The following is an 18280-nucleotide window of genomic DNA, read 5'->3' as shown; positions in this document are numbered from 1 at the left end:
CCCATGAAATCAGCGAAAGTAGTTGGCGTCCTCGGCGGTATGGGTCCCGCCGCCACGGTCGATCTTATGCAGAGAGTGGTAGCGGCCACTCCCGCGTCTGATGACTGTGACCACATACATATGCTTGTGGACAATAATCCCAAGGTGCCTTCACGGATTAAGGCCCTTATTGAAAAAACCGGACCGAGCCCTCTGCCAACACTGATCTCAATGGCGCAACAACTAGCGGCTCAGGGCGCAGATTTCCTGGTCATGCCGTGCAACACAGCACACCACTATTATCCGGATCTGGCCGCCGCGGTAGACGTCCCCTTCCTCAACATCATGGAACTCGTCTCTGAATGCATCGAGCAAGAGCAGCCCAGCGCATCGCGCATTGGCCTACTGGCTTCTTCTGCGCTACCACACATTCGATTGTACGAACCCTCGATGCAAGCGAGGGGAATTGAGATCGTATATCCCAATGATCGCGATCAATCGGCGTTGATGGAGTTGATCCTGGCCGTAAAAACTAATGAAGGAGAACAGCTCGGCTATGCTGCCCTTCAGCACTGTGCCGACAGCCTTCGGACTAGCGACGTGGATTGCCTTGTCATCGCCTGCACCGAGTTGTCGGTCGTATCACAACAGCTTAAAACGTCGCTGCCCGTCTACGACGCGGCGGACGTACTGGCACAAGAAGTGGTCCGTCGCGCTCGCTAAATCGTCGCGCTCCGCAGACTTCTAGCGCGATGCTTCGATGGCTGCGCGTATGGCTTCTGAAGTGAGTTCTGCACGAAATGCAATCATCTGCTGTCCCAGCGCCACAGTATCTTCAAGCGGAGTTATCTCCACCCCGTTGATTGATGCCAGATCGGCGGCTACCCGCTCCTCAAAACGCACCTGTGCGGGGTCAGTGACCATCATCATGGCGGTTACCCAAATATCATCGTGGTGCCCGTCTTTGCGAGTCTCGTCGACGCCAAGCACCTCACGAGTATAGTTTTCCGTCGCCTCCCAACCCGGACTATAAAACTCCTTCACAAAGTGAAACCGGGTGGGCGATGCCCCCCACCGTTGGTTAAGTTTTTCTGCGACCGCTGCCATACCACGCTGATTACCGCCGCTATCCCCGATCATCACAATGTCGGTAAACCCTGAATGCCTCAGACTGCTCGCTATATCAGTTAGGAGTGCCTCATAGGTGCTATCGCTCAAACTTATCGTGCCGGGGAACCGCATCGCCCTCGTCGGTGGATCGATGTCACCCTCGGGCACAAACTTAACGATGGGGGCACAAAGCGCGTTTCCTAGCTGGCTCGCTATTGCAGGACAGGCTGCCTCCAAAATCACATTGTGCTTCCCTGTGGAAAGAAAGGGACCGTTCTCCTCGACGCCGCCTGTGGGGATAATTACCGTCGTATGGCCTGAGTCGACGAGGTCGCGGACTTCCATCCAGGTCAGCTCTTCCAGCCAATAGGACTGTCTGGCTTCGATTGGCCTTTGACTCGCGAGCTTGGCAGCCAGAACTTGGGAAGCCTTGGCATCACTCACTGACTGGGCATACAAAGCCCCCGGGTAAATTGCGATTGCAATAAAAAATGAAGCAAGGATAGCTGTGAAGAGCTGTGCGCAGCGCATTCGAATCTCCAAATCAATGACTCGTACAATTGTTGTGGGTTGATGCTACCGGAAAAGTATTAAACAGATGCGCAAGACACAAACACTTTCCTCCCCCATGCACGAGCGACCCGGAGTGGCATCGTGGGTACTTGACAGCGTCTGAGCATTCATCGGTAATGGGGGATTAGCGAAGCACGCAACAGGCGTGGCTCCAGCGAGTGCTTCGCTGTCCTGACGTGCTCTTACACTCGTTCTTACAACCAGCTGAATTTGGTACGATTTTCTTTATCCACTAGGAAGCCATGAGACAGCCATGAGATTGCTATGAGATTCCGCCGCACCCTGACATTGCTCTTGCTCGTCGTGCCTGTAGTGGGTTTGGTGCTGCTAGTACTCCCCAGCGCGCGCGATAGCGGCTCAGGGGCCCTCGCAGATGGCACCCTAAATACGAGCGAGCTTGTTAAGCGTGGGGAATATCTAGCGCTTGCGGGCAATTGCGCGAGCTGCCACACCACCAGCGACGGTCAATATATGGCCGGTGGCCTGCCATTTGAAACACCGTTTGGAACGATTTATTCGACCAACATCACGCCGGATGTCGATACCGGCATTGGCAACTGGAGCGACTGGGACTTCCTCAACTCCATGCGTCACGGCATACGCGCCAACGGCGAGCATCTGTATCCCGTATTCCCGTACACAGCGTTCACCAAAGTAAGTAATGATGATGCCGCCGCGCTGTACGCGTATTTGCAGAGCATTCCCGCTGTCGATCGGACGAACACCGAAAACGATCTCTCTTTTCCCTACAACATACGACCCCTGATGGCGGTCTGGAAGCAGCTATTCTTCTCGCCCGGCGCCTTTGAGACTAGCGACGATCAAAGCGAAGCGTGGAATCGTGGAGCCTATCTCGTGGAGGCCCTGGCCCATTGCAGTGCCTGCCACACACCGCGTAACTTGCTGGGTGCGGAAAAAGACAACGCCCACATGGCGGGCGGCGAATACTGGGATAAAGTCGCTCCCAACGTTCACAAGCCTTGGTCGGCGCCCAACCTGACATCCTCTTCCCGGGGACTCGGCGCGTGGTCAAAGGGTGACCTCCATGCCTATTTGAAGACAGCGCGCAACGACTTCCTTGAGTCCTTTGGACCGATGAACGAAGTGATACTCCACAGTACCCGGCACTTGTCAGATCGCGACGTCGAATCCATGGCGGTGTATCTGAAAAGCTTGCCCGCTATAGAATCTTCTCCGGTGACAGAGCCCGATAGCGTAGTACTCGGTCGAGGTCGCACAATCTACAACCTTCATTGCGGCACCTGCCATTTACCCACAGGTAACGGAGACCCAGAAATGGCTCCGAAGTTAAACCGGGGCAGCCTTGTGGTTCAGGCAGAGAACCCGGCCTCAATGATCAACGTGATTCTCTATGGACCCGAAGCACCTCAGGCCAATTTGCCCCCGAGGTGGCGCGAGCCTATGGAGGAGTTCCAGTACATTCTGGATGATGACGAGATTGCCGCTGTTGCTACCTTCATACGCCATTCTTGGGAAAACAACTCGAACACGGTGTCTGGCGATCAAGTCGCTCGCCAGCGCTGGGAGTAGCGTCGGGTATAGCGAGGAAAACAGCGTCTGAAGGAATATGAGGAATCAGAACATTCAGCGGTGTTATTATCGAGCGCACCGCCGGTACGAGGGTTAATACTTGTTTGATTTCGGACGAGACCGATCGATTTTTGCGTCGCTGCTTGCAGCGGCAACTGCGTGCCTACTCCTGAGCGCTTGCAGCGAGCCCCCCCGCCCGACAGTTACCGAAGCATCCGACTTACGCGTGCGGCTGCTTACGAGTGCTCAATACAGCAACAGTATCTCCCACATTTTTGGCAGCGATATCAGTGAAAGTATTATCCCGCCTTTACCGCCCCTACCCCGCACAGACGGCCTGCTGGCTTCTGGCGCCGCTTTTGTCGGTCTAACTTCTGATCAGGTTTCACAGATTCAGCAAGCGGCTACCACCATCGCGGCGCAGGTTGTGGACGGTAAGCACCGAGAATACCTCGTGCCTTGCGAACCAGAAGCGCGCGACAAGGCCAGTGACCAATGTGCCGAGACATTCGTCAAGGAAACGGGCCGGTTGCTTTTTAGGCGACCTCTGGAAGAAACCCGTCTCGCAGACCTCGTTACGGTTGCTCGCCGTGCGACGGAGAAAACCGGGGATTTTTACGAAGGTTTGGCGCTGGCCTTGGAAACGCTGCTGATAAGTCCTGAATTTCTGTTTGTCATTGACAAAGCAGAACCTGATCCGGACAACCCCGAGACGATGCGCCTGGATGCCTACTCGCTGGCATCGCGACTCAGCTTCTTTTTGTGGAACGCCGCCCCCGATGCCGAACTCCTTGATGCCGCCCAGGCGGGCGATCTGCATACCGAGGAAGGCCGCGCGCTAGCAGTAGACAGGCTCATGGCAAGCCCTAGACTTGAAGTCGGCCTGCGTGCATTTTTCGACGACATGCTGGCCTTTGACGACTTTGAGAGCCTGGCTAAAGACCCCATCGTCTATCCCAATGTCACGGCAAAAACGCTGGCAGACGCCCGAGAACAGACCCTGCGTACCATTGTTGATCATCTACTTTTGCAGGACGCCGATTACCGCGACCTCTTCACCACGCGTAAAACCTATATGTCGATGTCCCTGGCGGCACTTTATGGAATCCCGACCCAGAGCGGTTGGGCGCCCTATGAATTCGATGAAGAGGATCACCGTGCGGGCCTTTTGACCCACGTGAGTTTTCTCGCAGCTAACTCCCACGCGGTGCGCAGCTCACCGACGCTACGTGGCAAAGCCATGCGAGAACTTTTGCTGTGTCAGCACGTTCCCGACCCTCCACCCAATGTGGATTTTTCCACGCTAGAAGACGCTGGCGACGTGGCGACAGCACGAGAACGTCTTAAAGTGCACAACACCAACCCTTCCTGTGCGGGCTGCCATCTTATTACCGACCCTATGGGACTCGCTCTTGAGAACTTTGATGGTGCTGGCGGTTACCGAGATACAGAGAACGGCGCCACTTTGGATATTAGCGGTGAACTCGACGGAGTTTATTTTGATGACATTGAAGGACTCGGCGTCGCCATGCGCAACCATCCAAAGCTTTCCGCTTGCCTGGTGAACCGTCTCTACGCCTATGGCACTGGTGGCCCCGTGTCCCTTCGCTATGATCGAGATATCCTCAAGCAATTTGAAGAACGCTTTGTGTCTAACGAACACCGGGTCCCGGCGCTTTTGCGCGACCTGAGTATGAGCAATGCGTTCTCGTCGGTTCGCATGTTTCAACAAACTCGTGGCGCAGAAACCGATGCCGAGGACGGCTCCGCTAGTCAGGCTTCAGCACGACTGTTAGCAGGCAGACAGAACCCAGATCTCGTCCAAACTCAGGAGGAAGCAAATCGATGAGCCGATTGAATCGCCGCCGGTTTCTACGGGGCACTTTACAGGGCGCAGCAGTCAGTGTGGCGCTCCCGTTTTTAGACGCGTTTCTGGACGGGAATGGAAAAGCCCTCGCCTCAGGACAATCCATTCCTACTCGCTTCGGCACCTGGTCCTGGGGGCTGGGAATGAACCGGGATGTTTTTGTACCCAAAAAAACCGGCGCTAACTTCGATCTTCCGCCAGAAATCGCCCCGCTCGCATCGGTTCAACAGCACATCAATCTGTTTACCAACTTCGACGTGTTTAAAGACGATGCGCCGAACCTCTGCCACCACTCGGGCTGGGTAGTATTGCGCTCCGGCACTGCTCCGACGTCTCGTCCTAACCGACCCGGAGAGACTATCGATGTTTCCATCGCTAGAAAGCTTGGTAACGAAACGCGTTTTCGAAGCCTTAGCGCAACCGCTACCGGCGATGTACGGGACAGTTTCAGTTATGAAGCGGGGAATTCGGTGAACGCGCCGGAGTGGTCACCGCTACGATTTTACCAACGACTGTTTGGGGCGGATTTTCAAAACCCCAACGCCGATACCTTCAACCCTGATCCAAGATTGATGATAAGAAAAAGCGCTTTGTCATCAGTGCAGGAAGATGCAAAAAAGCTGAATCAATCTCTGGGGGCAGAAGATCGCGCAAGGCTCGATCAATACTTTACCGGGATTCGTGATTTGGAGCGGCGCTTTGATCTGCAACTTACCAAGCCCGAACCTCTTGAGGCCTGTGTCGTCGGCGAAATCCCCGAAGATTTGCCCAGCGGGTTAAATGCAGATCTGGTTTCCAAGCGGCATCGCATCATGACGGATCTGATGCTCATGGCTGTCGCCTGTGATCAAACGCGGGTCTTCAACATGTTTTACGCGTCAGCTTTTTCCGCGACGACAAAACCGGGATACGACAAACCCCATCACACAGCAACTCACGAGGAAGCGGTAGACGAAAAACTTCGCTACCAGCCCAATGTATCCTGGTACACACGCCGGGCCATGGAAGAATGGGCTTACTATGTGCAAGCTCTGGCTGACTTCCGTGAGGGTGACGGATCTCTACTGGACAACTCATTGATCTACGCTACGACCGATCAGTCCTTCGCCAAGATGCACGCCATTGACGGCATCCCCATGTTCACTGCTGGTAACGCTGGAGGCAAAATCAAGACGGGATTGCACGTGGACGGTGGCGGCAGTCCCGGATGTCGTCTCGGCTACACGGCACAGCGGCTTATGGGACTGGACATCGAGAGCTGGGGCACGAAGAGCAACACCACATCCGAGGCTATCGGTGAGATCCTTGTCTAGAGCACCGCGCTTAGCCATGTACCGTTATTCAATAAAGGTCTTAGCTGCCAGCCTTGTTATTGCCGCCGCGCCTCTTTGCTCTGTCGCAGTGGCGTCTGACGACTCCCACCAGGCTGGTGATCATCGAGAGGCCTATCGCGAGATCCCTATGCCGTCTCGATTCCATGTGGAGCACACGGAGCTAGAGGGTCCGGTGTTCGCGAACGAGCAAGGCATGACGCTTTACACTTGGCCTCAGTTAAAGCTGCGCAATGGCTACAGTGGAGAAGCCGCAGGTAAAACTGCTTGCTACGGCAAAGTGGTGACAGTTACCGCAGGCCTAATGAGCCCCTACCCACCGGGCATTCAGTTACCTGAACTGGAAACCCGGCCCAGTTGTACGGATCTTTGGCCGCCGGTCCTAGCCGACAACAACGCAGATCCCGTTGGCGACTGGAGCATCCTCCTTCGGAAGGATGGTGCGCGCCAATGGGCCTACAAAGAGCAGGCGCTCTACACCTCCGTTCGGGACAAGCAAGCGGGCGATACTTATGGAGGATCGCGACGCAAACGCCGCGCTGACGGCAGTGGCGAGGGAGACGCGCCAGCAGGTCGTGTCCCGGCGGGGCCTCCTGCACGACTTCCACCGGGATTTGCTGTAAAGACCACCAGCTTGGGACGTATGCTCACTACGCATCAGAACTACGCGGTCTATGCATACAAAGACGACAGCGCTGAGAGTGTTGCCTGTATCGACGAGTGCCTCCGGGAACGGATGCCTGTGCTTGCCCCAGCCCTAGCCCGAGCTTTTGGTGAATGGACTGTATTGGAGCGCGCACCAGGCGTGCGTCAATGGGTTTTCCGCGGATCACCGTTGTATACCTACACGCAAGACCCTGAACCCTGGAGCCTGGTGGGCAGTGACGAGTCTGGGTGGAGCAATGTCTTCACTCAGCGTGTTCCGAGCTTGCCATCCAGCTTTACACTGCAACAGACACTCGCCGGCATGGTTCTAGCAGATGCCAAGGGCAAGACCATCTATACCTATCAATGTGGAGATGACTCAGTGGACCAGCTCTCCTGTGATCATCCCGACGATACACAAGTCTATCGACTTGCAATCTGTGGCGGTGGCGATGCAAAACAATGTGCAGAGCACTGGCCCTACGTAAAAGCAAACGCTGAGGAATCGAGTGCTAGCCGCGCCTGGAGCATTGTGAATATCAATCCAGAGACAGGCCGCTTTGTCGCCGCAAGCGACCCTAAGGCATTGCGCGTCTGGGCCTATCGAGATCGCCCCGTTTACACCTACTCGGGCGACAAAGCACCCGGAGACGTCCATGGAGCAGGTACCGGGGAATGGCGCGGGAAGCGCAATGGCTTGCTCGCGCATTGGGTCCGGGATGACTACATGAAGGGCATACAGTGATCACTAGCTTCTCGAAGCACCACAGAGATTTCAGCGCTGGCCGCACAACGGTTCAAGGAGCATTGCTCCCCGCGATCCACCTCGCTATCTGCGCCGCAATTTTGATTGCCGCTCTGTTTACTGCAACGGTCAGTGCGCAAGTTGTCGATAGCCCTCTTCAGGACGGGAAAATTGGTTATGCCATGACCGACCTCTTTTGGGCGGTGTATCAAACAGATGACGCCAAGGAAGAATGTCCTGAGGGTTTTAATGATGGGCCACGGGAACAGTTTGAGCAGCTCTATCCTGATTACACAGCAATGACGGTAGAGGACACGCAATTGCGTCAGGAGACCCAAACCTGGCTGCCTAGCACCGACTCTGACGGATTCGAGTTCAAAGCCGTGCAAGGCCCCTACTCCTGGGGTCTGAACCTTGACGATGCGGTGTCCTCTGACGATTTTACACACCCCGATGGAACACCCGGCATCGACAACCAGGTGTACCGAGCCGTGGGCTGTGTCATCGGTTTTCGTGGCCCCGACGGCGTGGAATACATATTTCAGAACAAAGCCATACTCGATCAAAACTATAGCCGCATGATGATTGAGCTCGATGGCGTAGACGATCTTAAGAACGATGACTCCGTAACCGTCACCTTGTACCGCGGCCGAGATCGTTTGCTCACCGATGCCACAGGACTTAACGTGGTGCCGGGCGGCTCACAGCGCATCGATAGACGCTGGGGCGAAAGCCTGATTCGCCAAACCACCGGCCGGATTGAAGACGGTGTGTTAAGTACTGACCCCATTAAGGAAGTCATTATTCCCTGGATGAATTTAGGCGTTCCCTCCATACAGATTATCCGAGATTTACGTTTCGAACTGGCGTTGTCAACCGAGGGCGCCACAGGCCTGATCGCGGGTTATGCTGATATCGATGCCTGGTACTACCAACTCATCCGCAACGACTCAACCCACCATTTAAGTAATGGGCAGATATCAGGTATATCTCTCTACAAAGCTCTTCGACGGTTTGCCGATGCCTATCCAGACCCCGAAAGCGGCGATCTCACCTCTATCTCCACAGCCTTAGACGTGAAGATGCGCCAGGTCTTCATTGTCGACACAGAGTCAAAATAAGTTGAAAAAACAACCCATGCGCCGAAGCGGAGGCTTCTGGCCCGTCTTTGCCGTCGTCGTAGTCTTTGCCGTTACGATCATGAGCGCCATTAATGTCGTTCTCATGGATACGGGTCTAGGCAACACGGTCGAGTTTTTACTTGGCCTCGCGCTTGGTATCGGAACTGTGGTGCTGGCCGCGATCTTGGTCTACCTCGCCATCGGTGCCTTCAAGGGTATTCCGATTGCTGCGCTCAGCTTGGTTGGAGGCGCTCTCACCGCGCTTTGGTATCTGAAAGAGAACAACCCCGGGAGCATCGCCAGACACTTTTTGGGTGCGCAAAATTCCAGTCAAAGCTTCGCACCAGATGCTTTTTCCGTTCCGTCATTGGGCATTCTGGCAGTAGCCATAGGTTTGATCCTGGGCTTACTTTGGCTACTTTGGAAAAGTCAGTTCACCGCTCTGCCCGCTATCCGCAAAGTCTTGCTTGTCGTGGCCTGCCTGATTTTCACATTCATGAGCGTTGGGACAATCCGAACTCTCATGGGTGATGGTTACAACCCCTACCCAAATGATGGCGCACGCCCTGAGCGCCTTAGCGCCCTAAATCCGGCGGGAAACCCTGCAGAAATCGGCAAGTACCCGGTAAACCTGTTGACCTACGGCGCCGGCACCAACCCTCGTCGACCCGAGTTTGGCAGCGAAAGAGATATCGAGAGCCGCACGGTGGATGCCCGTAAACTGCTGCCCGAATGGACCACGTTCAAAAAGCGCATGCGCGAGGATTATTGGGGATTTGGTCTCGAAAGTGCGCCACTCAATGGCCGCGTTTGGATGCCTGGTGGAGAAGGCCCATTCCCTCTTGTGCTGATCGTGCACGGTAATCACGGGATGGAGGACTACTCCGATGATGGCTACGCTTATCTCGGTGAGCTGCTCGCTAGCCGTGGCTTTGTAACGGTGTCCGTTGATCAAAACTACATCAATGGCACCTGGTCTGGTGACTTCCAGGGTAAAGAGATGGCGGCTCGAGGCTGGCTGCTGCTCGAGCATCTCGCTTTATGGCGCGATTGGAACCTTACGCAAGGCCATCCTTTTGAGTCCAAGATTGACATGAACAAGCTCGCACTCGTGGGTCATTCCCGTGGAGGTGAAGCAGTATCAATTGCGCATAGCTTCAATCGACTCAGCCACTTTCCCGATGATGCGACGGTCAGTTTTGACTATGGCTTTAACATTCGAGCGCTGGTAGCGATAGCTCAGGTAGATCAGCGTTATCATCGTCGCGTGCAGCTGCACGACGTCGACTTTTTCAGTATCCATGGCAGCTATGACAGCGACGAACCGGCATACCACGGACTGCGCCAGATGAACCGAATCAGCTACACAAACGCAGACTATCATTTTAGAGCCGGAGTCTATCTTCACGGCGCCAATCACGGCCAGTTTAATTCCGGCTGGGGACGTTACGACTACTCTGCACCGGGTTCCTGGACCCTCAACACCGCCCCCATCATCCCGGGAGAAGAACAGCGAGAAGCTGCAAAGGTGTATATCTCAGCATTTCTGGAATCTTCTCTGCAGCATGACGAGAGGTTCATTGATTACTTAAAAGATCCGAGATCCCTAGCTACGTGGCTCCCTGAGCGGACCTTCGTCCATCAATACGCCGATTCAAGCTTTGCGGCCATTGCCGACTTTGAAGAAGACATAGATACAGCCACTGCGAGTCAGAGCGATGGGCGTATTGTGGGGCAAAACCTCGCGGTGTGGCGAGAGGAGGCATTGCGGCATAGGGACAAACGACTGCAGGGTAGTAACGCGGTTGTCATTGGATGGGATCGAGCTGACGCGAGTTACGCTATCCGTGGACTTGATTACGGCTTTGCAAGCGAAGAGAGGTCACTGGTGTTTGCAGTCAGTGGTTCTACTGAAAAGCTGCCGGACTCAAGCACGGACGAAAATGCTCCTCAATCCGGCGACTCCAAAGTCCCGACGATAGCCAACTTCAGCGTCAGCTTACTCTCCAATGGGTCACAAGCGGCGACCTTGGCAGTATCGGAGTTCGCACAGCTGATTCCACCGGTCCGCGTGCAATACCTAAAGAACAAGAAGCGCAATAAAGAACAGTACAACGCGGCTTGGGAGCCCGTGCTGCAGTATGTCGAGATTCCTTTTGACGCATTCCGGGACGCGTACCCAGAGCTTTCACTGGATGAGGTCGACGGCATTCGCTTCGACTTTGATCAGAGTGATGAAGGAATTCTCATTCTTGATGATATCGGCAGCGTTCAACGTATCCGCGCCGCAGTTGCGCCTCCAACGGCAGCTTCAGCATCAGAACCGACACAGGGCACTCTAAACGCTCAGCCCTAAACCTACCCCAACACTCCAAGAATAGACTCAGGGGGTGACAACAACGCCCCCCTTCATAACCAGGGTCACTTCTCGAAGCGTAGAAATGTTGCTAAGCGGGTTACCACGAACCGAGATCAAGTCGGCAAGCAACCCCTGTTCAACCCGTCCCAGAGTGTCACCGAGATGAAAGAGGTCCGCATTACCCGAAGTGGCGGCGCGAAGCGCATCAACCGTCGACATACCGTAATCGACCATCATTTCGAGTTCGCGAACGTTGTCGCCATGAGGGTAGACACCTACGTCACCACCAAAACAAATATCCACGCCACTCTTCAACGCCGCTTGAAAGGATACGCGCTTCTGGCTAATTCGCGCAGGCTCTGGGTCGACGCCCTTCACCCAACCACCGTACTGCGAAATGGCATCTCCCGCGGCTAAGGTTGGGCATAGCGCTACGCCGTTCTTCTTCATGAGACGCAATACCTCTGGGGTAGCGCCGTCACCGTGCTCGATGGTTTCCACGCCCGCGAGCACCGCGCGGCGCATCGCTTCCGCGGTGGCTGCGTGAGCCGCAACACCTCGGCCGCTACTGCGTGCCGTATCAACGATGGTCTTGAGCTCCTCGACAGAGAAGGTCGCTGCGGCAGTGCCACCGGGACCCCAGCGGTAGTCTGCGTAGACTTTGACGAAGTCTATGTCACGACCGATCTGACTGCGCACCACTCGGATCAAGTCATCAAAGCCATCTGCGGTCTCAGCTCCGAGAGGTACCGTCACGCCTTCGTGAAACCCTTTTGGTCCATAGCTACCGGTAGCCACAATTGCTCGGCCGGCAACGATCAGTCGTGGGCCAGGCACCAAACCTTTATTTATAGCATCACGGACAGACACATCAGCGTAGCCCGCTCCCTCAGACCCCAGATCCCGCATTGTGGTGACGCCTGCCAAGAGACTGTCTCGCGCATGATTAACTGCTCGCACCACCCTCTCCGCCTCGGACTCCTTGAGAACCTGATCATTCCAGGGCGTCTCATTGTACGGGTGCAAAAGGACATGTGAGTGACCTTCTATAAGCCCGGGGAGCAAGGTCTGATCCTGAAGGACCCGCGTTTCATTAACGACGACTTTGGGCTCTTCACCTTCGGGTCCTGCGTAAAGAATTCTCTCGTCAGAGACCAATACAATCCAGTTGTCGTGAAGCTCTTTGCCGTCAAACACGCGATCTGGCTTCAGCATGATTACCTCGGCTCTCGCCGCCAGAGACAACGCAAAACAGTGGGTAAGCAGAAGAGCGAGGAGTAACGGTTTCATGCAAAAGCCTCATTGCATTCCGAGGCCTTATGGCAATCAAGGCCCTGGGCGATTGGTCCGCCTGGCAAGAGTCGAACTTGCGACCTGCCGCTTAGGAGGCGGCTGCTCTATCCTGCTGAGCTACAGGCGGAAAGGACGCTAAGTTTATCCGAAAGTCTCACGACACCCTAGGGGACAAAGAACGCTTTTCGCGCCACGGCAGCAATGCCATACTGACTGCACAGTAGAAGACGAGGTAGCACTGATGAGCGACATGGATCTCGAGATCGCCCCCTATCTGGCCCTTATGGTCAATAAGGACGGCGAGGACATCTACTTCCACTCGGGTGCAAAAATACTGATCAAGGGCCCTTTTGGTTTTGCCTGGCTTGGGGATCAGTTGCAGCCTGGGCAGGTAGACCACATTTTCAGAACCATCGCCTCGGACAAAAAGATCATGGAGTTCGAAGAGCACGGTGAGGTTGACTTCAGCCTTGGCGTTCCAAACCTTGGTCGTTTTCGAGGGTCCGCTTTCCGTCAGCGCGGTGAGACGTCTCTGGTTTTCCGCTATGTCCGCAACGAAATCCCCACGGTCGAAGAGCTGGGACTACCCGCTGTTCTGAACGATCTTGTGATGGAGAAAAATGGCCTTGTCGTTGTGGTTGGCGCTACCGGTTCCGGTAAATCGACATCACTGGCCGCGATGATTGATCATCGCAATACAAATGCCGCGGGACACATTCTTACGCTGGAGGATCCTATCGAATATCTCCATTCCCATAAACGCTCCGTAGTCGCTCAACGGGAAATCGGCGTGGATACAGACAGCTATAGCACCGGAATTCGTTCCGCCATGCGTTCCGCACCGAACGTGATACTGCTGGGTGAGATCCGGGATGAGGAGACAATGGAGTCCGCATTGAAGTTCGCCAACACGGGACACCTCTGTCTCACTACTCTCCACGCGAATAACGCGGTTTCGGCTCTCGAACGAATGATGACATTCTTCCCCCCCGAAGATCAGGGCAACGAAGTTATCCGTATAGCGCAAAACCTACGGGGCATTATCTCTCAGCGACTTGTACCTACCATCGACGGAGGCAAATGTGCGGCCATGGAGGTACTTGTCAACACTCCAAGAGTACAAGACCTGATTACCAAGCAGGATCTGACTGAGTTGAGAAGCACCATCGAGCAAGGCAGCAAGTATCAGATGCGCACCTTTGATCAGGCGCTCATCGAACTCTATGAAAAAGGCACCATATCCGCGGAGACTGCGGTGGAGTACTCTGACTCCAAGAACAACGTGTCTCTGCACATCCGCCTTAACAAAGGCGACGCCTTTGATAACGTGGATCTTGAGCTCGACGAAATAGACCGACGCTAAGGCTGAGCGAGAGACTGAGTACAAGACTCGGTGAGAGAGTGCTCACAGAGCATTTTGGGCACGCGTGACGTGCCCTGTTAGACAGGCTGGTCTATAAAGCAACTATAGAGCAACTACAGAGCAGCTACAGAGCCACCACAGAGCAACGACAGCGCAACTACGGGTACTCGCTAGCTCAGATCCACACCAATCTTGCCAAAGTGCTGCCCACTCTCCTGATAGCGAAAAGCCTCCGCAAGTTTTATCAGCTCAAAGCTGCGATCAAGAACCGGGCGTAGCTTCCACTCTTCGAAGGCCTTTGTCATGTTGGCTTGATGCTGACGAGAACCTACGGTGATTCCTGACATCACAGCATTGCGTTGGAAAAACTCGGCAAGCGGCACGTCACCAGCGAGTCCTGTAAGCACACCGATCATACTGATCACCCCACCAACCCGCAGCGCTCGGACGGACTGAGTAACAGTACCCGGCCCGCCGACCTCCACAACTAAACTGACGCCACCAGTGAGTTCAGCAGCCACCCGCCCCCACTCGGGCTGCTCCTTATAATTAATCACTTCATCGGCGCCCATCGCCCGAAGCTTCTCGAGCTTCGCCTCGCTGGAAGACGTGGCGACAACCTTGCAGCCCAGGTATTTGGCGATTTGAAGCGCAAAAATACTGACACCACCCGTACCCTGAACCAACACCCATTCACCGCTTTTCAGGCTCGCCTCTTCCACCAGCGCTCGCCAAGCGGTAAGACCTGCACAGGGCAAGGTCGCCGCCTCAGCAAAGCTCATGTGCCTCGGCATGGGGGTAAACGTTTTCGATGACATGGTGACAGATTCGCTGGCAAAGCCGTCTACATGGTCTCCGGGTACACCCAGGAGGCGATCCATTGTTGCGCCTCCATCTTCCCAGTTAGGAAAGAAGCAACTCATAACTCGATCGCCCACGGAGAACTCAGTAACGCCCTCTCCCACCGCTGTTACCTCGCCTGCGCCGTCAGACATGGGTATTCGTCCGTCGTCCACAGGCAGCATGCCCACTGCAACCAGATAGTCGTGAAAATTAAGCGAACTCGCATGCACGCGCACCTGTATCTCGCCAGCGGCTGGAGAGGCAGACTGAGTTTCGCTGGCCCTCAAATTGTCCAAGCCTCCGGGTTTAACGACGCACATGTTTTGCATAAAGCCTCTCCTAAAAGTGATAAAGAATTAAATGAACGATTAGTAGTCTTCTTGACTCTTTAAGACCGCCAGCCTGCAGCCCAGTCTTAGGTGAGTTTCAGCTTAAGCGTATCCCGAGCCTCACGAGCCAGAGCCTCCTGAAAATCCGGGTGAGCAATAGCAATAAGATCTTTCGCACGCTGTCCTAACGATCGTCCTCGAAGCTGAGCCACACCGAACTCAGTCACCACATAATCTACCTGCGCGCGAGTCGTAACCACCCCCGCACCTGCGGCTAGCGTCGTCACCAGCCTCGACAGGGCGCCTTTTTGCGCCGTGCTGGGTAGCGCAATAATCGATTTACCGTGTAATGAGTAGGTTGCTCCGAGGACAAAGTCCACCTGCCCGCCAACGCCAGAATAAATCTGGTGGCCAATAGAGTCCGCGCAGACCTGCCCCGAGAGATCGATCTGCAGGGCGCTGTTGATAGACGTCACCTGCGCGTTCTTGGCTATCACCGTCGGATTGTTAACAAACTCAATGTCAAGAAAGGTTACCTCAGGGTTGTCGTGAACGTGGGCATAAAGCTCATCGCTGCCCATGGCAAAGCCCGTCACGCTCCGGCCTTTGGCTATCTTTTTGTTAGCGTTGTTAATGACGCCGGACTCCAGCAAAGGTAGTACCCCGTCAGAGAACATCTCTGTGTGTACGCCCAGATTTTGATGATCCCCAAGGCAACGCAAAGCAGCGTCGGGAATCGCGCCAATCCCCATCTGTAAGCACGCACCATCCTCCACCAAACTCGCTACATGCGCGCCAATCTGGTTTTCGATGTTGGAGCTGCTTTTGCTGCTCACGTTAATCAGGGGTTCAGACAGCTGAAAAGCGCTGTGTATGTCACGCACATTAACAAAGCTATCTCCGTGAGTGCGGGGCATCAGAGGATTGATATGCGCGACAATCTTTCCCGCGACGTCACAGGCTGCCTTGGTCGCTTCCACGGAAATGCCAAGAGAACAATTGCCATGGCGATCTGGTGGCGACACTTGGATAAGAGCGGTGTCTACGCGCTGCTCACCTTTGCGAAACAGCTTGGGTATTTCCGAGAGAAACATCGGCACATAGTCCGCGCGGCCCTCGTTGATCAACTTACGCGTTTCTTTGCCGGCGAAAAAACAGCGATGGCGAAGATGCTCCTCCATCTCAGGAGCTGTCACTTTGTCTGCGTGCTCAAGGTGAAGCTGCATAAGGGTGATATCGGTATGGGAGACTGCATGCTCAGCCAGCGCATCAAGAAGTAGCACAGGGGTAGCGGCCATTGAGTGTGACCAGATGAACTCGCCGCTCCCAATTGCGCTCACGGCCTCGAATGCGCTGTCGCAAAGTTTCATGGATCCTGGCACCGAAGAGCTACTGAAGCATGGAGTCTAGCCTTCGCGATATGCGCTCCGCAATGCAGGCGGCCAATCATCAGGGAGACGCTCTAAGAGTCAATCCTATACAAAACATCAAGTGGGTGATTACCGCAACAAAGGTCAGCCAGCTGCGCATGCGGGTGTACCAGACCGCACGATCAGGCAACTGGCGCTCGTACCACAGCAGCGCCAAATGACCGAGCATCAACATTACCGCCGCGATTAATGGCTGAGCCGTCAGCATTGCCAGCACTGCAAACAAAACAATGCCATTACTGATGAGAATTGCCGCGCCCTGCCCTACAGTCGGTTCAGGGAGCGTTTCCCCCCAAAAGGTACCTCCCAGAAAACAGAGTATCGCCGTGGAATAGAGCAGAAAGGTTCGCTGGGACAATGCCAGCAGCAGGTCGTCCAGGAACATCACTCCGAGGGCCGCTCCGACAAAAGGAAACAATCCTGCTAACCCGAGAGCCTGCATTAGACGCATAGACATCAGGCAGCTGGCGCCAAACGTTCTATCGTCAACACAATTTCACCGACGCGGAAGCCAAACTTACGCATTTGGGATTCGTTAATGAGCACATTCGGTGTCAGGAGATACATCCGATCATCAATACTGAGATCAATGCTGCCGTCGCCATAGGGCACACGAAGCACGTAGTCGAGAAACATCGCGTTGCCAGCAACACTCGCACGCCCCTTGCCAACGACGTCCCCGGCGGTCGCTATAAATCCTCCATCATTCGACGGCGTGAGCGTCCATACGCGTCGACTCTCTTCGCCATCATCAAAGACAAAATCCTCCTCCAGGGTGCCAACACCATCGGTCCAATAAGCCTTGATGTCCGCGCTAAATCGACGGATCACCAAGCCGCTGCGATCCTTAAGTACACCGCGGGCGATGAGAGGTCCATCAAAGAAAGATTGGGGCTTAAACTCGGGCTCAGTACCCGCGTAATCATCAACAGAAATGCTTCCGCAAGCAGCGAGAAGAGAAATGAGCGCGAAAATGACGATCCGCTGAATAGCAGGCATAGCTTGGTCCGATTAAATAGCTTGATTCGGTTACGCATAAAGGGGCCCCGGAGATCAATGCAACCCTGAGAACCTCAAAGCGGAGGCAAAAAAAAACCCGGCCAAGAGGCCGGGTCAAACAAATACATCCATCTGGGGGAGAGATGGTGTCTGCCGTAACGGATAACCGTTACAGACCCTTGTTACGCCGCCCCCGCTACAGTCGGATCACCGACCTGGAAAAAATTTATAAAGAGACTGTGCGACTCACCGCTTGGACACCGTAAGCACAGGCATCACTGTTGCTATAGCTCTCTAAACGACTGTTCGCAATGTCCATCTCACCCGACGAAAGACCAAAAAGTAGTCCGTCTATATAGCCTAGCGCCTTGGCGTAAATCACATCGACCTGCGCTTCAGACAAATCACCCACGGCTTCGTCAAAACGCGAATTGAACTGATCTTCAGTAAGGTAGCCCAGAGCATCATCGGCCAACACACAGCCAAGATGCGCCGCCGCGTTAAGCTCCACAGAGCTCAGCGTCAGGGCTTGAGTGGGAAGGCTAAACACCCCCATCACTAGAGAAAGTAACAATGCACTGCGAAGATTCATGGCCGCAAGCTCTATAAATTCGAATGGGGGCACAATAACGGTGAAATGTGACACTTATGTGTCACAAAAATGACAAGAATATGACAGTAAAAACACCCACTACCGCTACAGGGACCACCGCCACGCAGGGCACAGGCCCACCCCGATCCT

At 54.7% G+C, this 18280-nt stretch carries 15 protein-coding genes and 1 tRNA gene; 8 read left to right on the top strand and 8 right to left on the bottom strand.

The window, feature by feature from the left end; genetic code table 11:
- Nucleotides 1-3 precede the first annotated feature (3 nt).
- Nucleotides 4-702 (top strand): aspartate/glutamate racemase family protein, encoded by a 699-nt coding sequence (locus tag R0137_RS10360; protein ID WP_407326351.1) that lies wholly within the window; start codon nucleotides 4-6, stop codon nucleotides 700-702.
- A 21-nt stretch (nucleotides 703-723) separates the two neighbouring features.
- Here R0137_RS10360 and R0137_RS10355 read toward each other — a convergent pair whose 3' ends face one another.
- Nucleotides 724-1620, bottom strand: a complete 897-nt coding sequence (locus R0137_RS10355; RefSeq protein ID WP_407326350.1) for a creatininase family protein — start codon at nucleotides 1618-1620, stop codon at nucleotides 724-726.
- Nucleotides 1621-1926: 306 nt separating this feature from the next.
- Between R0137_RS10355 and R0137_RS10350 the strand changes: the two genes are divergently transcribed.
- From R0137_RS10350 to R0137_RS10325, 6 genes are all read left to right on the top strand, one after another.
- Nucleotides 1927-3213, top strand: a complete 1287-nt coding sequence (locus R0137_RS10350; RefSeq protein ID WP_407326349.1) for a c-type cytochrome — start codon at nucleotides 1927-1929, stop codon at nucleotides 3211-3213.
- A 226-nt stretch (nucleotides 3214-3439) separates the two neighbouring features.
- Nucleotides 3440-5062, top strand: coding sequence for a DUF1592 domain-containing protein (locus R0137_RS10345; protein ID WP_407326348.1), 1623 nt, complete (start codon nucleotides 3440-3442; stop codon nucleotides 5060-5062).
- On the top strand, nucleotides 5059-6393 hold the full coding sequence (locus R0137_RS10340; RefSeq protein ID WP_407326347.1) for a DUF1552 domain-containing protein: 1335 nt from the start codon (nucleotides 5059-5061) through the stop codon (nucleotides 6391-6393). The genes R0137_RS10345 and R0137_RS10340 overlap by 4 nt, the downstream gene beginning before the upstream one ends.
- Nucleotides 6377-7801 carry a hypothetical protein gene (locus R0137_RS10335; RefSeq protein ID WP_407326346.1) on the top strand — a complete coding sequence of 475 codons (1425 nt, stop codon included), beginning with the start codon at nucleotides 6377-6379 and terminating at the stop codon, nucleotides 7799-7801. The genes R0137_RS10340 and R0137_RS10335 overlap by 17 nt, the downstream gene beginning before the upstream one ends.
- A complete protein-coding gene (locus tag R0137_RS10330; RefSeq protein ID WP_407326345.1) occupies nucleotides 7798-8922 on the top strand; it encodes a hypothetical protein in 1125 nt (374 codons plus the stop codon). Before R0137_RS10335 ends, R0137_RS10330 begins: the two co-directional genes overlap by 4 nt.
- Before the next feature lies 1 nt (nucleotide 8923).
- Nucleotides 8924-11278: a chlorophyllase/cutinase-like alpha/beta fold protein gene (locus tag R0137_RS10325; protein ID WP_407326344.1), complete on the top strand. Its 2355-nt coding sequence runs from the start codon at nucleotides 8924-8926 to the stop codon at nucleotides 11276-11278.
- A 27-nt stretch (nucleotides 11279-11305) separates the two neighbouring features.
- Here the strand turns inward: R0137_RS10325 and R0137_RS10320 are convergent, their stop codons facing one another.
- The gene (locus R0137_RS10320) at nucleotides 11306-12571 is read right to left on the bottom strand and encodes an amidohydrolase family protein (RefSeq protein ID WP_407326343.1); all 1266 of its coding nucleotides are present in this window, start codon (nucleotides 12569-12571) and stop codon (nucleotides 11306-11308) included.
- A 53-nt stretch (nucleotides 12572-12624) separates the two neighbouring features.
- Nucleotides 12625-12701, bottom strand: a tRNA-Arg gene (locus R0137_RS10315).
- A 114-nt stretch (nucleotides 12702-12815) separates the two neighbouring features.
- Between R0137_RS10315 and R0137_RS10310 the strand changes: the two genes are divergently transcribed.
- Entirely contained in the window at nucleotides 12816-13937 is a 1122-nt protein-coding gene (locus R0137_RS10310) for a PilT/PilU family type 4a pilus ATPase (protein ID WP_407326342.1), read from the top strand.
- Between the two features lie 170 nt (nucleotides 13938-14107).
- Here the strand turns inward: R0137_RS10310 and R0137_RS10305 are convergent, their stop codons facing one another.
- The 5 genes from R0137_RS10305 to R0137_RS10285 form a co-directional block, all read right to left on the bottom strand.
- Nucleotides 14108-15109, bottom strand: coding sequence for an NAD(P)-dependent alcohol dehydrogenase (locus R0137_RS10305; protein WP_407326341.1), 1002 nt, complete (start codon nucleotides 15107-15109; stop codon nucleotides 14108-14110).
- A gap of 86 nt (nucleotides 15110-15195) precedes the next feature.
- Nucleotides 15196-16479: an acetyl-CoA hydrolase/transferase family protein gene (locus R0137_RS10300; protein WP_407326340.1), complete on the bottom strand. Its 1284-nt coding sequence runs from the start codon at nucleotides 16477-16479 to the stop codon at nucleotides 15196-15198.
- A gap of 79 nt (nucleotides 16480-16558) precedes the next feature.
- A complete protein-coding gene (locus R0137_RS10295) occupies nucleotides 16559-16996 on the bottom strand; it encodes a DUF3429 domain-containing protein (protein WP_407326339.1) in 438 nt (145 codons plus the stop codon).
- The gene (locus tag R0137_RS10290) at nucleotides 16996-17538 is read right to left on the bottom strand and encodes a DUF3833 domain-containing protein (protein WP_407326338.1); all 543 of its coding nucleotides are present in this window, start codon (nucleotides 17536-17538) and stop codon (nucleotides 16996-16998) included. The genes R0137_RS10295 and R0137_RS10290 overlap by 1 nt, the downstream gene beginning before the upstream one ends.
- Nucleotides 17539-17764: 226 nt before the next feature.
- Nucleotides 17765-18130, bottom strand: a complete 366-nt coding sequence (locus tag R0137_RS10285; protein WP_407326337.1) for a hypothetical protein — start codon at nucleotides 18128-18130, stop codon at nucleotides 17765-17767.
- Nucleotides 18131-18280: the final 150 nt, after the last annotated feature.

Origin of the sequence: Congregibacter brevis (assembly GCF_045689245.1) — a bacterium.
Lineage (GTDB): Bacteria > Pseudomonadota > Gammaproteobacteria > Pseudomonadales > Halieaceae > Congregibacter > Congregibacter brevis.
This window is presented reverse-complemented; position numbering and strand designations above follow the sequence as displayed.

Excerpts from the sequence above, each read along its gene's own strand:
- R0137_RS10360 (WP_407326351.1), top strand. The coding sequence starts at position 4 with ATGAAATCAGCGAAAGTAGTTGGCGTCCTCGGCGGTATGGGTCCCGCC.
- R0137_RS10355 (WP_407326350.1), bottom strand. The coding sequence starts at position 1,620 with ATGCGCTGCGCACAGCTCTTCACAGCTATCCTTGCTTCATTTTTTATT.
- R0137_RS10350 (WP_407326349.1), top strand. The coding sequence starts at position 1,927 with ATGAGATTCCGCCGCACCCTGACATTGCTCTTGCTCGTCGTGCCTGTA.
- R0137_RS10340 (WP_407326347.1), top strand. The coding sequence starts at position 5,059 with ATGAGCCGATTGAATCGCCGCCGGTTTCTACGGGGCACTTTACAGGGC.
- R0137_RS10320 (WP_407326343.1), bottom strand. The coding sequence starts at position 12,571 with ATGAAACCGTTACTCCTCGCTCTTCTGCTTACCCACTGTTTTGCGTTG.
- R0137_RS10310 (WP_407326342.1), top strand. The coding sequence starts at position 12,816 with ATGAGCGACATGGATCTCGAGATCGCCCCCTATCTGGCCCTTATGGTC.
- R0137_RS10305 (WP_407326341.1), bottom strand. The coding sequence starts at position 15,109 with ATGCAAAACATGTGCGTCGTTAAACCCGGAGGCTTGGACAATTTGAGG.
- R0137_RS10300 (WP_407326340.1), bottom strand. The coding sequence starts at position 16,479 with ATGAAACTTTGCGACAGCGCATTCGAGGCCGTGAGCGCAATTGGGAGC.
- R0137_RS10295 (WP_407326339.1), bottom strand. The coding sequence starts at position 16,996 with ATGTCTATGCGTCTAATGCAGGCTCTCGGGTTAGCAGGATTGTTTCCT.
- R0137_RS10290 (WP_407326338.1), bottom strand. The coding sequence starts at position 17,538 with ATGCCTGCTATTCAGCGGATCGTCATTTTCGCGCTCATTTCTCTTCTC.
- R0137_RS10285 (WP_407326337.1), bottom strand. The coding sequence starts at position 18,130 with ATGAATCTTCGCAGTGCATTGTTACTTTCTCTAGTGATGGGGGTGTTT.